The sequence below is a fragment of the Georgenia sp. H159 genome (genome assembly GCF_035607575.1).
Classification (GTDB): Bacteria; Actinomycetota; Actinomycetes; order Actinomycetales; family Actinomycetaceae; genus Oceanitalea.
The window spans coordinates 186,579-200,587 of record NZ_JAYDZY010000007.1; the positions used below are offsets into that span (position 1 = coordinate 186,579).

Annotated in this window: 13 protein-coding genes; 4 read left to right on the forward strand and 9 right to left on the reverse strand. The window is 69.7% G+C overall.

The window, feature by feature from the left end; genetic code table 11:
• Window positions 1–102 precede the first annotated feature (102 nt).
• From VR894_RS11450 to VR894_RS11490, 9 genes are all read right to left on the reverse strand, one after another.
• Entirely contained in the window at window positions 103–1,329 is a 1,227-nt protein-coding gene (locus VR894_RS11450) for a hypothetical protein (protein WP_324651671.1), read from the reverse strand.
• A 275-nt stretch (window positions 1,330–1,604) separates the two neighbouring features.
• Window positions 1,605–2,534 (reverse strand): carbohydrate kinase, encoded by a 930-nt coding sequence (locus tag VR894_RS11455; protein ID WP_324651672.1) that lies wholly within the window; start codon window positions 2,532–2,534, stop codon window positions 1,605–1,607.
• Window positions 2,535–2,546: 12 nt separating this feature from the next.
• Window positions 2,547–3,515 (reverse strand): glycosyl hydrolase family 32, encoded by a 969-nt coding sequence (locus VR894_RS11460; protein ID WP_324651674.1) that lies wholly within the window; start codon window positions 3,513–3,515, stop codon window positions 2,547–2,549.
• A 25-nt stretch (window positions 3,516–3,540) separates the two neighbouring features.
• On the reverse strand, window positions 3,541–4,584 hold the full coding sequence (locus VR894_RS11465; RefSeq protein ID WP_324651675.1) for a LacI family DNA-binding transcriptional regulator: 1,044 nt from the start codon (window positions 4,582–4,584) through the stop codon (window positions 3,541–3,543).
• Between the two features lie 100 nt (window positions 4,585–4,684).
• Window positions 4,685–6,025, reverse strand: a complete 1,341-nt coding sequence (locus VR894_RS11470) for a NosD domain-containing protein (protein WP_324651676.1) — start codon at window positions 6,023–6,025, stop codon at window positions 4,685–4,687.
• 27 nt (window positions 6,026–6,052) lie between these two features.
• A complete protein-coding gene (locus VR894_RS11475; protein WP_324651678.1) occupies window positions 6,053–6,892 on the reverse strand; it encodes a carbohydrate ABC transporter permease in 840 nt (279 codons plus the stop codon).
• Window positions 6,889–7,776 carry a sugar ABC transporter permease gene (locus tag VR894_RS11480; RefSeq protein ID WP_324651680.1) on the reverse strand — a complete coding sequence of 296 codons (888 nt, stop codon included), beginning with the start codon at window positions 7,774–7,776 and terminating at the stop codon, window positions 6,889–6,891. The genes VR894_RS11475 and VR894_RS11480 overlap by 4 nt, the downstream gene beginning before the upstream one ends.
• Window positions 7,777–7,863: 87 nt before the next feature.
• Window positions 7,864–9,162, reverse strand: a complete 1,299-nt coding sequence (locus tag VR894_RS11485) for a sugar ABC transporter substrate-binding protein (RefSeq protein ID WP_324651682.1) — start codon at window positions 9,160–9,162, stop codon at window positions 7,864–7,866.
• Window positions 9,163–9,337: 175 nt separating this feature from the next.
• Window positions 9,338–9,763 (reverse strand): pyridoxamine 5'-phosphate oxidase family protein, encoded by a 426-nt coding sequence (locus tag VR894_RS11490; RefSeq protein WP_324651684.1) that lies wholly within the window; start codon window positions 9,761–9,763, stop codon window positions 9,338–9,340.
• A gap of 289 nt (window positions 9,764–10,052) precedes the next feature.
• On the opposite strand from VR894_RS11490, the gene VR894_RS11495 reads away from it, so the two are divergent.
• The 4 genes from VR894_RS11495 to VR894_RS11510 are packed head-to-tail and all read left to right on the forward strand — an operon-like array spanning window position 10,053 to window position 13,978.
• On the forward strand, window positions 10,053–10,679 hold the full coding sequence (locus tag VR894_RS11495; protein ID WP_324651686.1) for a DUF4395 domain-containing protein: 627 nt from the start codon (window positions 10,053–10,055) through the stop codon (window positions 10,677–10,679).
• Window positions 10,591–11,640 (forward strand): acyl-CoA dehydrogenase, encoded by a 1,050-nt coding sequence (locus VR894_RS11500; RefSeq protein WP_324651687.1) that lies wholly within the window; start codon window positions 10,591–10,593, stop codon window positions 11,638–11,640. Before VR894_RS11495 ends, VR894_RS11500 begins: the two co-directional genes overlap by 89 nt.
• Window positions 11,631–12,980 (forward strand): bifunctional PIG-L family deacetylase/class I SAM-dependent methyltransferase, encoded by a 1,350-nt coding sequence (locus VR894_RS11505; protein WP_324651689.1) that lies wholly within the window; start codon window positions 11,631–11,633, stop codon window positions 12,978–12,980. Before VR894_RS11500 ends, VR894_RS11505 begins: the two co-directional genes overlap by 10 nt.
• Complete coding sequence (locus tag VR894_RS11510) at window positions 12,962–13,978, forward strand: DUF3253 domain-containing protein (protein WP_324651691.1); 1,017 nt, start codon at window positions 12,962–12,964, stop codon at window positions 13,976–13,978. Before VR894_RS11505 ends, VR894_RS11510 begins: the two co-directional genes overlap by 19 nt.
• Window positions 13,979–14,009: the final 31 nt, after the last annotated feature.

Here is a 14,009-nt window from a genome sequence, read left to right on the forward strand (position 1 = left end):
ACCGATACAACGTCTTCACCGGGCTCGGGATTGCACGGATGCAGAATTCGTCCGGAAGTCAGCTCAACGCAGGGGGGGGAATGCCTTGCCTTTCGGTTAGTGCTAAGAGCGCGCGGCCGCTCGAATCGATTCCTCGTGGAAGTCTGCCGAGCAGTGTTCGGCCAGCTTCTTCAGTATCGCGAGCTCACTACCGTGGATCTTGCCGTCAATCGCCGCCGTCACGACGCCGGCGTCGTAGATTTCGCGGAGACTATGCGGAGCCGTAGCGAGCAGCGACCAGACCTCCTCCTCATCGATGTCGATGGTTGCTCTCAGCTCGGCAAGTGCCGGCAGAGCACTGCCCCGTTCGCCCACCATCTTTGTGACGTGGGCAAGCAGCAGGCTCTCGCTCTCGTGAATCACGCCATCTGCCACGATCACCAGCCACATCGTCCACAGCAGTTCGGTGTGGTGTGCCGTGCGTTCAGTCATGCGGCGTGCTGCCTCGGCGATACGCGCCTCTTCGCGGAAAACCGCCCTGGCGTGCGCACCGGCGACCTTGGTGGACCAGTAGTTCACTCCAGCAGATACGGGCACACCGACCGCTGGAATCCCGAACTTTATAATGTTTCGCTGAAGCAAGTACTTCCCCACCACCGGAAGGCTCTTGACGGCCGAAAGAGTACCGCCACGGAAGATCTTCTTCAGAACGGGGCGAACGAACACCGGGACGCCCTTTGCGAAGGCGCCTCGGCCGGCTTCGCCCGCCTTAACTACGAAAGCGACTCTGATGAGCTTCCACAGGTCCTCGGGATCGTCCATGTCGAGCTGCACGCCGTAGAGGACCGAGATGTCGTAAGCCAGCCTCAATTGAATCTGGGTGGTGAAGACCAGGTCCGCAACAAAGCTGGCGCCACCGGCTGGCAGAGTGAGCGGTGAGGCCCCGCCGCCGCTGCCGATCGTTGCGGCGACCGCTCCGGTGTACGCGGCTGCGCTGAGACTTCCCTCGATGCTGGAGTAGCGCGCCGCCATTCGGATCCGGGCCTCAACCACGGCGTCAGGAGGCAAGTCCGGATATTTCGCGCGGAAGTACGCGGCGTCGACCTCCCGCACGTACTTCCCGAGCGAGAAGGTCAGGAGCCGCGCAAACCACTCTCCGTCACGGATATCTTCGAGCGAGAGTTGCTGCACGAAGTCCTTCACTCGCGCTAGTTCGCGCCGTACCGCATTGCGATCGATATTCGACTCCTCAGAGTCGAGTTCCAAGACCTCGTCCTCGGCTGCCGCCACCTCGTTGTCGTGCACACTCTCGTCGGCAATCTGAGCGGTGCGCGTCTCATCGTCGGACATCGAAGATCCCTTCGGGGCTGGAAGCGTCGTTGCTCCGGCGCACGACGGTGAGCGCGGAGCACTCAATTCTACGGCGCGGCCTGTCGTCTTTTTGAGCGAATCAGCAGGGAAGAAGGAGGCGAACCGGCATCGCCGGGTGACGTCTTGCCGGAGCATGTTTCGGACGACGGGCGCCTGAGGGACGGAAAAGATGAGGAGACCCAGCCGTCGTTCCGCAAAGATCACCGCCGCAGTACCCGCGGTGCGAGCCTCGCTCGCAGTGTTGACTATGGGCCTCAGGTGAGGGAGCCGCGCACCTCCGCCGAGCTGGGCGGGTTGGCGCCGGCCCGGCTCACCGTGACGGCGGCGACCTGTGCCGCAAAGGCGAGGATCTCCGTGGCCTCGTGCACTGAGACTGCGTGCAGCCGCCTGCGGTTGCGCGCTCCAGTGAGTCCGCGAACGTCGAGATCGTGAATGAGCGCGCCCATGAAGGAGTCACCGGCTCCGACCGTGTCGACGACGGCGACGCGCGGCGCTGCCACCTCGACACGCTGCCCTCCGGGCAGCAGCGCGAGTGGACCGGCCGCGCCGCGCGTGACGATCCCCAGCGCGAGGCCGTGCTCGGCGACCCAGTCAGCGACGACCTCCGCGGGGTCCTCACCGGGGTGGAGCCACGCGAGGTCCTCGTCGGAGACCTTGACGACGTCGGATGCAGCGACGAGCGCCTCGACGTCGGCGCGGACCGCCCCGGCGGGTCCCATGACCGTGGGCCGGAGGTTCGGGTCGTAGGTGATCGTCGCTACCTCGCGGGCCTCAGCGAGCAGGGTCCCGAGCGCGCCGGGAGGGTCCGTCGCCGCGACGGCAGCGATGGATCCTGTGTGGACGACCGCGAAGGAGTCCTCGATGTCGACGGGGGCGAGCTGCCAGGCTAGGTCGAACTCGTAGGTGGCTGCGCCGTCGTGATCGATCCGAGCACGAGCGGTCGGGGTACGTGCCGCGCCCAAGGACTGCGGGAGCACGACGACGCCGGACCCGGCCAGGTGGTCGGTGACGGTTCGACCCAGCTCGTCGTCGCCGAGCCACGTGAGCAGCTCTGCCCGACTGCCGAGGCGTGCCGCCGTCAGGGCGACGTTGGCCGGGCTGCCACCCGGGTGCTGCGTGCGCGTACCGTCCGGGCTCTCGACGATGTCAACCAGTGCCTCACCGATCATGAGGAGCCTTCCCACGGCTGCCCTCCCCTACCGGAGATCGCCGAAACGGCCGTCGGTGACCCGCAGCCGCCCGGTGCGGTCCCAGCCCACGGGCAGCGGGTCGGACAGCGAGCCGATGAACTCCCCCGCGTCGTCGACATGGTTGAACGCGAAGAGCCACCAGGAGCCGTCGCGGTCGCGGAGCAGTCGGCCGGCGTAGAGCGACTCGTCCGTCAGCCGCGTGGCTCCGGCGATGTCGTAGGGGCCGACCGGGGAATCGATCGGGACCGACCACACGCCGCCGCGTTCACCGGCGTCGCGCCGGGCAGCGGTCAGCTCCCCGTGCAGGGAGGAGAAGATGAGGACGTGACGCCCGTCGACCGTCGCAACCTGCGGCACCTCGAGGTGGCCGAACCCGGCGCCCGGTTGCGAGCGTGGCGGCTGCACCGTCCACGTGTGGAGATCGGGCGACGTCGCGTGGCCGATCACGCCGCGATCGTCGAGGGCGCCGCCGTTGGAGCGGGCGGTGATAAGCATGTGCCACTGCCCCCCGTGGGCGAACACCCACGGATCGCGCCACGCCTCGTCGGGCCAGCTCAGCCCGTCGAACTTCTCGTACCACCGTGCGTCCGCCTCGCACAGGGCGTCGCTGCCTTGCTTGGTCCAGGTGTAGAGGTCTGGTGACGTCGCGACACCCACGCGCTGGACGGTCGCGTTCTCGGCCCGCGTGGTCCCGGTGTAGAACATGCGCCAGGTGCCGTCCGTGTCCCTGACGATGGACCCGGTCCACGTGGTGTAGTCGTCGAAGGCGGGCTGGTCCGACGCGATCAGCGCATCGGCCACCTCGTGCCAGGTGTGCAGGTCGTCGGAGACCGCGTGGCCGACGGTGACGTAGAAGTGGCGGCGATCGGGGTTCCCCAACGCGCGGGATGCCTTCAAGTAGAAGGCGTGGTACTGCTCGCCGTCATCGGCGAACCACATGTCCCAGGTCCAGGCATCGGACAGGACGTTCGACATGAAATTGCGGCCTTTCGGGTCGGTGCTAGAGAGGGAGCGGCGGCGCGTCGACGGGTGCCGCGACGGACTCGCGGTGGATGACGGGGCCGCGTAGACGCGCCGTCGGCGCGTCGCCGGTTGCGCCGTCGATCTGCCTGAAGAGCTGTTCGGCGGCCCATACGCCCATGTCGTAGTGCGGGAGCTCGACGGTGGTCAGGCCGGGGAAGACGCCGTCGGCGACGAACTCCTGGTTGTCGAACCCGACGACAGAGACGTCCTGCGGGATGCGCAGCCCCAGCTCGGCGGCGGCCCGGTAGGCGCCCATCGCGAGGCGGTCGTTGAAGCAGAAGATGGCCGTGGGCGGCTGTTCACGGGTGAGGAGCTCCTTGGCCGCCTGATACCCCCCGGCGGGATCGGTCTCAGCGGCCACGACGGCCACGTCGTCAGCGGCCATGCCGTACTCCGCGACGCGCGCCCGGAACCCCTCGAGGCGGCCCGAGGAGGCGGGAATGTCATCGACGTTGTTGATGAACCCTAGGCGCCGGTGGCCGGCGCTCAGGAGGACTTCTGCGGCGTCGTGCCCGCCGGCCACCTCGTCCGGCGCTACCCAGGGCACGCCCGCAGTGGCACTCTCCGCGTTCAGCAGCACCGTGGGGACCGACGCGAGCTGCGGGGGCAGCTGGACCTCGCGGTGGAACATCGAGGCGTAGAGCACTCCGTCGACCTGACGACGGAGGAGCTCCTCGATCTCGCGGTCCTCGACGTCACGCTGGTATCCCGTCGACACGACGAACACCACCGCGTCGCGCGACAGCGCCACCTCCTGGGCGCCGAGGATGAGCTTTCCGGCGAACGGCGTCGTGACGATCTCGTCGCCGATCAGCCCGATGGTGTTCGACCGCTGGGTGCGCAACGACTGCGCGAGCTGGTTCGGGACGTACCCCAGCCGGGCCGATGTCTCCTTGATGCGCTGGCGCGTCGCTGGGTTGACCCGCACTCCGGGCACGTCGTTGAGGACGTGGGAGACGGTCGTGATCGACACCCCAGCCTCTGCTGCGACCTGTCGTATCGTCACTCGTTGCTTCTTCATTCTCCAGCTCTCTTCGCCTGTGTGCGGCGTCGTCCTCGATGAGTCGCGATCCCGGACCGCCGGCCGGAGCGGGATGCCGGGCCGGCGGAGTCATGCGCCGCTACATGCCGACCGCGGGCGTCGGCCTGACCGCATTGACGGTCCTGTCCGCGACAACCTGATCGTCGGTCCCAGAGTCGAGGATGGTGTTCCGCGACGACTCCGGGCCGACCACGACGGTTGTCACCGTAAGGGCGTCCGAGGCCTCGGTCGTCAGGAGCGCATCCACCTGAGCCGAGAAGCAGGAGTCACTCGACGTGGTGTCAACGTCCATCGCCACCACGTGATTGCTCGAGATGTAGTTGCCGCCGCCCGCTGCCAGGCGGACGACGACCGGGGTCGCCCCTGTCGGCCGGATGCGGTGGGAGTCGATGACCTCGGAGAAGTGGTTGCCGATGACCGAGTTATTGCTGCCGCTCACATGGAGAAGCCCGTGGAGATCGTCCAGCCCGTTGTCGACTTCGAGGAACGGAGTCCACGGCTCGTGATCACGCAAGAAGTGATTCGTCGCGATGAGGTTCTCGGAACTATTCGACGAGAGAACCATCATTCCAGGATAGAACGAGTGCAAGCGGTTGTTGGTGACACTCGAACGCGTGACGCCGTCGAGGTGCACGCTGCTCGCACCGCGCGGAAAGACGTTGTTCGCGGTGATGAGGAGGCCGCCATGGTTCTCGGCGTAGATCGAGTGCCCCTTGAATCCCGCACCGATCAAGTTGTCGGTGACCTTTGACGCCTGCCCCCACCCACGCAGCTCCACGCAGCTCCCGCACTCAGCGATGAAATTGCCGTGCACGGACAGGGCGTCCGCGTGGTAGATCGTCAGGGCGTGCTCGAGATAGACGAAGCCCATGCCCGTGACACGGAACGAGTCGTTGGCACTTGCGACGTGGATACCCGTCTTGCCGTTGACGTAGGTGTTCTCCGGGTGCAGGCCGGAGCCATCCGCGGCGAAATGCAGACCGTCGATGCAGAAATCGACGAACTCCACCGAGCTCAGGCGCGGGCTCCCGCTCCGCTCGACGTGGAAAGCGGCCCCCGCGGACTCCCCGTCCCCGTCCGCGAGGGGAATGTCGACGAGGACGCGACTGCCTCCGGGCCACAGCTCGTGCAGGTCCGGCCACTCCTCCTCGGGAACGTTGAACCGGATGCTCGAGGACGTGAAGCCGTGTCCCGAACCCTGGATCCTGAGGTAGCTGATGTCGATGACGACCTGGGTCCGGAGGCGATAGTCACCCGGTGGGATGTAGATGACCGCACCGGGCTTTCCACCCTCGTTCACGTCGGTGGCAGCCTGCCGGTCCTTGATGTCGGCGATGATGGCGTTGATGACCTCGCCGATGTCCTCGTGCGGGTCCCCGACGGGCCACGTCGTCACGTCGTAGTGGTTGTCGCTCGGCATGGTTCTCCTTCCCTTTTCTAGGCGTTCTCAACCCTTGACGGCGCCGAGGGTCAGACCGGCCACGATGTGACGCTGCAGGATCATGGTGAGCACGATGACGGGCACCGAGTAGAGGGTCGCCAGCGCTGTCATCGGGCCCCAGTCGAGCCCGAACTGGGTCTGGAAGTTCGCGATCATGATGGGCGTGGTCTGCGCCCGCACCGACGTGAGCAGGGTGGCGAAGAGGAACTCGTTCCACGAGGCGAGGAACGCAAAGATCGCGGTGACCGCCACCCCACCCGAGACGACCGGCATGACCACCGACCACAGGGCACGCAGCCGACCGCAGCCGTCCATCTTCGCGGCCTCCTCGATCTCGACGGGAACGGCTTCGAAGAAGCTCGCCATGAGCAGGATGGACAGCGGCAGCGAGATCGTCGTGTGGGCGATCGCCAGCCCCGTCGGAGTGTCGGTCAAGCGCATCGACGCGACGATCGACATCATCGGCACGCCGACGGCCACGGGTGGCACCATCCGGGTGATCAGCGCCGTCATCGTCAGCAGCTGGCCGCTGCGGGTCCGGAACCGGGTGATGGCGTAGGCGGCGGGCGTCGCAAGCACGAGCGACATCAGGGTGGAGATGATCGCCGTCGTCGTGCTGTTGACGAAGGACGCGATGACGCCTGTGCGCTCCAACGCCGTCACGTAGTTCTCGGCCGTCCACCGGGACGGCAGGACCCGCGGCGGGACTGCCAGTGTCTCGAAGGGCGTCTTGAAGCTGGTCAGCAACAGGTAGAGGAACGGCGCCGCGTACAGCACGACGGCGACAACCAGCAGGACCCACAGTAGGGTCTTGGTCGCGGGACGGCGGACGGTCAGGCCGTTCATGACTTAGCTCCGGGTCGCCAGATGAACCAGACGGCCAGCCCGGCGACGATCATCATCGCCAGGAGGTACACGGTTCCCATCGCAGATGCCTGCCCAGGGTCGCCGAATCGGACCATCGTCTGGTGGATGAGGAGGGACAGCGTCTGGGAGGCGTTCTGCGGGCCGCCTCCGGTCTGGATGAGGATGATGTCGAACGCCTTGGCGGCGTCGATCCCACGCACGATCAGTGCGACGGCGATGACGGGCCGCAGCAGCGGGATGATGATCCGGACGAGCACGGTGGGGAACGCTGCACCGTCGAGGCGCGCCGCCTCGAGCACGTCGCCGGGGATGTTCTGCAGCCCGGCGAAGATGATGAGGGTCATGAAGGACGTGGTCAGCCAGATGTCCGGGATCGCCACGGCCCACAGCACGATGCTCGGGTCGGACAGCCACCCGATGTCTCCCGGCGAGTCGAGCAGTCCCACGCGGTGCAGGACGTGGTTGACGATGCCGAGATTGTCGATGAGCAGGAACCGCCAGAGCAGACCGGCGACCACGGGCGCGATCATCAGCGGGTAGAGGAAGATCGTGCGGAAGATCGCCGACTTCCTCCCGAGCGCCGTGAAGAGCAGGGCGACCGCGAACCCCAGCACGAACTCGAAGGTGATGACGATGGCCGTGTACGCCACGGTTCGCCCGGCCGCACCCTGGAACGTGGGGCTCGCGAAGATCTGCGCGTAGTTGTCCAGGCCGATGAACTCGCGTGCCCCACCCGCGATCGGGGAGATCTGGAAGAAGCTGTCGTACACCAGCCGGGCGAGCGGCCATGCGACGAAGACGACGAGGAAGAGAGTCGCGGGCGCGATGAGCGCCAACGCAAAGCGACGATCCGATGCTCGCACAGGGGTCCTTTCCGTGAGTGATCGTCGGATTCCGGTGCCTGCTGAAGGCACGGGGCGTGAGGCCCCGGGACTCCAGCAGGCGACCCGTCAGTTGACGATGGCCTCGATCTGCTCCGCCGCGCGGTCGAGCAGCGCCTGCGTGTCGGCGCCGCCCGTCGTCGCCTCCTGGAGCATCGGGATGAGGACGGCGTCGACGATCTCCTGCCAGCGCTCCGTGGCGGGTCGAGGGGTGGTGCCAGGCGCGTCGAGGGCGGCGATCAGCGCGGCCAGGTTCGGCCGCTCGGATGCGTCACCGGACTCGAGAGCGGACACCGTGGCGGCAAGCCCGAGATCGGTGTCCAGACCGAGCTCGTTATGATCGAACACGAACTGGACGAACTCCTTGGCCTGCTCCTGGTTCGCCGTTGCCTCCGGCACCGAGAGATACCAGGCACCGGGGACCGCCGCTTCACCCCCGGGTCCGGCCGGCATGGTGGTCACCCCGACGTTGCCGTGCACGGGCGAGTCCTCCGGGATCTGCGCGTACGCGTGCGCCCAGAACCGGGTCATGGCGAGCTGGCCCTGGTTGAAGGAGTTCTGTGCCGTGGCCCAGTCGACCTGAGAGGCACCCGCCGGCGCGATGTCGGCCTCGACCGGGGCGATGTAGGCGTCGAGCGCGGCCTTGTGGTCGGCGTCGTTGACGATGACGTTCCCGTCGGCGTCGAGGACCATGTTCTCCGCGCCCGCCTGGAGCACCAGGGAGAGCCACTCGGTCTCCACCGCACCCTTGACGTCGGCGCCGTACAGGTCGGTGGTTCCGTCACCGTCCGTGTCCTGGGTGAAGAACTCGGCAACCTCCATGTACTCCTCCCACGTGGTGGGCGGAGCGAGCTCGCGGCCGTACTCGGCGCTGAAGGCCTCCTGCTGCTCGGGATCGGAGAAGAGATCCGTGCGGTAGTAGAGGATCTGGGCGTTCGTCCACGCGGGCATGCCGACGAAGTGCCCGCCGACCTGTGCCTCCTCGATCAGAGCGGGGAACAGGTCGCCCTGCACCGAGTCCGTGAACATGTCGTCGAGCGGTTCCATCCCAGGACCGAAGGCGCTGAGCCAGATGGCGTCGAGCGCTGCCACGTCGAAGCTGACGTTTCCTGCGGAGAGCTCGGTGTTCAGCCGATCGAAGAGGGACTCGTAGGGAAGCTCGACGAAGGTGACCGACGTGCCGGTCTCCGCCTCGAACGCCTCCGCGATGGGGGTGAGGACCGCTCGCCCACCGCCTTCCACCAGCACGGTCAGGCCCTCACCGGCGGGCGCCGAGGCGTCGCCGGCACCGCACGCGCTCAGGCCGAGCGCCAGGGCGACGCCTGCCGCAGGGAGTGCGAGGTAGGGGTTCTTTCGCTGCCTTGGCATCATCGCCGGGTCTCCTTTGAGTGTCGCTCGAGGTCGGTGCCAAAACGTTCGGGCTAAACGTTTGGGCACAGCCTGCACTGCCGGTGCCCGCGAAGTCAAGACCCGCCTGCTTGCTCCGGCTCTCAGGACCCGCCAACTCGGCCGGGGCGGCCGCCCAACGGCCTTTCCGGCAGGCTCACTCCCCCGCCACCCACCCCGTCACCCCGACGATCCGCAGCACGAGCACCCGGGCGAAGGGGTGGTCCCGGTACTGCGGGTAGCGCCCAGCAAGGCGTGCTGCGAGCGCCGCTTGCCGGCCCGGGGTTGCGTCTCGCTCCCAGGTCAGCTCGGCCCGGACCCACCAGAGCTGCGACCAGTCGTCGCGGTCCCAGTGGTGGACCAGCAGGACAGCGCGCGGGTCCGCCTCCAGGTTGCGTTCGCGCTGCAGCCGGAACGCGACCTTCGCTTTCACGGTGTCGACCGGCACGCCGACGAAGCCGTCCTCGTCGACCGCGAAGGCAACCGGCACGGCGTCCACACCCCGATCGGGGTGGACCGACCCGAGGACGCCGTGGTCGTACGCGGCCAGCCGGGTGCGCGCCTCCTCGACGGACAGCTTCATGTCGTTCCTTGGCCCGACGACGGCGGCACCCACGTGTGCGTCATGGCCTCCAGTCTGGCCCTTCCGTGCCGCCATACCCTCCTGGCAGAGGACGACGACGGTGGCGCCCACGCGTCGTCGTCCTGCCATCGCGGAGGCAGGTCGACGACCTCCGATCGGCGAGCGGCGCCGGTGCTAGATTGAGACATCACGCAGCCATGGACGTAGGCGTGCTCGGCGATGCGACGCTGGCATCTCGCCGAGCGGGGGCCACCAGTCGCCAGCGGTCCGCACCGTCAGGAGCGTCATCGTGGCCGGCCTCGGCATCACCTCGTGCCCACTGCGCGGACAGGTCGATCCGCGCGCCCTGCGATTCACCGCCGCAGCGACGGCCGCCGTTCTCGCCGTCGTGCTGCTCACCATCGACGCCGTCCGACCTCTGGCGCTGGGCCTGCTCGCCTCCCAGGTCGCGATGTACGGGTTCACCGCGTTCGTGAGCATGCACTGGTCCGTGTGGGCGCAGCTCTTCGCCCGTGTCATCTGGCCAAGGATCGGGCCCGTAACCGCGTTGGAGGATGCTCGCCCGGCGCGCTTCGCTCAGTTCATCGGCTTCGTGCTCACCGCCGTGGCGCTGGTCGCGTTGATCGTCGACGTGGACGTCGTGGGCTACGCCATGACCGCGCTCGCCGGAGTAGGGGCCGTGATCAGGGCGACCACCGGATGGTGCCCGGGTTGCCAGATCTACGTCCTCGTTCGTCGGCTGCAGCACCGGGCCGACCACTCGCCCGCACCGCCGGTCCCGGGCGCCTCACCCAGCACCATCCCGGCGCAGACGGCACGATGGGGCGGTGATCGGCCTCTCCCCCTGGACCCCACAGTCACCGCACGACCCCCGGCTCGCCCAACTGCTCGACGACGCCCGCGCCGCCGGGGGTGACCCTGTCGCCGCCCTCGCGCTCGCCGACCAGGCAGCCGTCGTCCTCCCGCTCCCCGGCAGCGGGCGCACCGCCGAGCTCTGGCGCGGCCTGGCCGAGCTGGCCGCGGTCGACATCACCGTCGCCCGCTCCCTCGAGCCGCACCTGGACGCCGTCGCGATCCTCGCCCAGGCCGCCGAGGCGAGGCACGCGACGCCGCCCACCGCCAGTACCTGGGGCGTCTACGCGGCCGAGGGGCCGGGCGCCCGGCTGGAGGCTCGGGTAGCCGCACCCGGCCGACTGCTCCTCACCGGGCGCAAGCCGTGGTGCTCCCTCGCCGAGCACGTCGACTCCGCGCTGGTCACCGCCTGGGTCGACGACGACCGTCGCATCCTGGCCGCGATCGACCTGTCCCACCCCGGCGTCGAGCTCGTCGACGAGCCGTGGGTCGCCCGTGGCCTCTCCGCGGTCCGGTCCACCGGGCTGCAGCTCACCGAGGTGCCGGCCGTGCCCATCGGCGAGCCGGGGTGGTACCTCTCGCGGCCCGGGTTCGCCTGGGGCGGGCTCGGGGTGGCCGCGTGCTGGCTCGGCGGGGCAGTCGGCCTGGCCCGCCGGATGCGGCAGGCCGCAACCGAGCGGCCGCCCGACCAGATCGCCCTCTCACTCCTCGGCCAGGCCGACACGCACCTCACCGCTGCCGCCGCCGTGCTCACCGACGCGGCCACCGCCGTCGACGCCGGCCTCGTGCAGGGTGAGCACGCCTGGGCGCGGTGCGTCCGCGTCCGGCACGTCGTCCACGACGCCTGCGAGGCCGTGCTCGCGCTGGCCGCCCACGCCCTCGGCCCCGGGCCACTGGCGGGCGAGGAGCAGCACGCCGCACGGGTGGCGGACCTGCAGCTCTACCTGCGGCAGCACAAGGCCGAGCGGGACGCCGCCGTCGTCGGGCAGGCCCTCGTCGACGGAATGCCGGTGCCGTGGAGCTGACGCCCTTCGGCGAGCCGGTGACCGACGAGAGCAGGTGGGCCGAGGACCCGCGGTGGCAGGACACGGCGCCGTTCGACCTCACCGAGATCGCCCACCTCGTCGTGGTCGCCGCGCACCCCGACGACGAGACCCTCGGCCTCGGCGGGCTGCTCGCCGGCTTGCCCACCGACGTCGCCGTCGACATCGTCGTGGCCACCGACGGCGACGCCTCCCACCCGGACTCCCCCACCCACACCCCGGCCGACCTCGCACGGACACGTCGACGCGAGGCCGAGCACGCCGTCGGCCTGCTCGCCCCGCACGCTCGCCTCCACCTGCTCGGCCTGCCCGACGGCGGTCTCACCGGCGAGCAGGACGAGCTCACCGCCGCGCTGGTCCGGCTCGTGCGGCCCGGCGAGAGCGTGCTGGTCGCGCCGTACCGCCACGACAAGCACCCCGACCACGAGGCCGCCGCCCGGGCCGCGGCGGCCGCCGCGTGGCGCACCGACACCCGGCTGCTCGAGTACCCGGTGTGGCTGTGGCACTGGCAGGGTCCCGACGTCCTGCCGTGGGCCTCGGTGCGACGGGCGGATCTCGGCCCCGAGGAGCGCGACCGCAAGGCACGCGCCCTCGCAGTCCACCACTCCCAGGTCGCGCCGCTCTCCGACCTGCCCGGGGACGAGGTGCTGCTGCCGGCCGAGGTCCTGGCGCACTTCGCCCGCCCGTGGGAGACGCTGCTGGTCGCCGAGCCCGGTGAGGCCAGCCCCTTCGACCCGCTGCACACCGACCAGGCGGACCCGTGGCAGGTGCGCACCAGCTGGTACGAACACCGCAAGCGCGCCCTCACCCTGGCGGCGCTGCCCCACGAGCGGTACGCCGTCGGCGTGGAGGTCGGCTGCTCCGTCGGTGCGCTGGCCGAGGACCTGCTCACGCGGTGCGGGACGGTCGTGGCGGTGGACGAGTCGAGTGCCGCGCTGGCTCGCGTCAACGGCTCCGACGGGCTGCGCACGGTGCGGGCCTCGCTGCCGGAGGAGTGGGCGCTGCTCGAGGAGCACATGCCCGGCGACGTGGACCTCGTCGTGCTCTCCGAGGTCGGCTACTTCCTCTCCCCCGCCCGGCTGCGGGCCCTGGCCGGGCGGGTCGCGGAGCTGGTCTCCGGCGCGCCGCGAGCGACCGTGCTCGCCTGCCACTGGCGCCACGAGATCGTCGGCTGGCCGTTGCTCGGCGACGACGTGCACGGCGTGCTCGAGGAGGTGCTGAGCGCGGCGGGTCTGCGGCGACACAGCCACCTGGTCGAGGACGACGTCGTGCTCACCACGTGGTGCGGTGTGAGGATGCCGTCGTGCTCCCCCGCGACGTGACCGAGGACCGCCCCGCCCTCTCGGGCCTTCTCGTCGTCGCGCCCGCGAGGGACGAGGAGCACGAGATCGCCGGCTGCCTGAGCAGCATCGGCGCCGCGGCCGGTGAGATCGGCATCCCGGTGGTCGTGGCGGTCGTCCTGCACCGGTGCACGGACCGCACCGCCGAGGAGGTGGCGGAGGTTGTCCGGAACCACCCGGGCGTCCACTGGGTCACCGTGGACAGCGACGCCGACAGCCTGGGCGGCGCACGTGGCGACGGCGTCGACGCCGGTCGCGCCCACCACGTCCTAGGCGGCCTGTCCCCCGCGACCGTCTGGCTGGGGAGCACCGACGCGGACTCCCGCGTGCCGTCCACCTGGCTCACCGGGCAGCGGGCGCTCGCCGACCGCGGTCTGGACCTGGTGCTCGGCACCGTCGAGCCGCGCGACGACGGCTCCGAGTCCGCCCGGCTCTGGCACGCCCAGCACCACCTCGCCGAGGGGCACCTGGGCATTCACGGCGCCAACCTCGGGGTACGGCTGAGCGCCTACGACGACGCCGGTGGCTTCGCCGACCTCGACGACGGAGAGGACGTGCAGCTCGCGCACGCCGTGCGGGACGTGGCGGGGCTGCCGTGGACCAGCACCGACCGCACCCGGGTCATCACCTCCTCCCGGCGGCACGGCCGCGCCGGGCGCGGGTTCGCCCGCTTCCTGCGGCGCCTGGACGACGCCGTCGCGACGTTCGGGGCGACCGAGGAGCTGCAGGACCGGCTCCGCGCCGAGCTGCTGCGGATCGCCGAGGAGCGCGGGCCGGACAAGACGCTGTGCCCATCCGAGGCGGCCGGAGCGGTCGATCCGGAACGGCGTCAGGCGCTGACGCCCGTGGCCCGTGCGGTGGCGAGCGCGCTGGCCGACGAGGGGATCCTCGTGGTGACGCAGCAGGGCGTGCCCGTCGACGCGCTCACCACGCCGGGGCCGGTGCGGGTGGGGCTGCCGCCGGCCGAGATGCGCTCCTGAGACCCGCCGCTGCGTCCGGGCATGGAGGGCG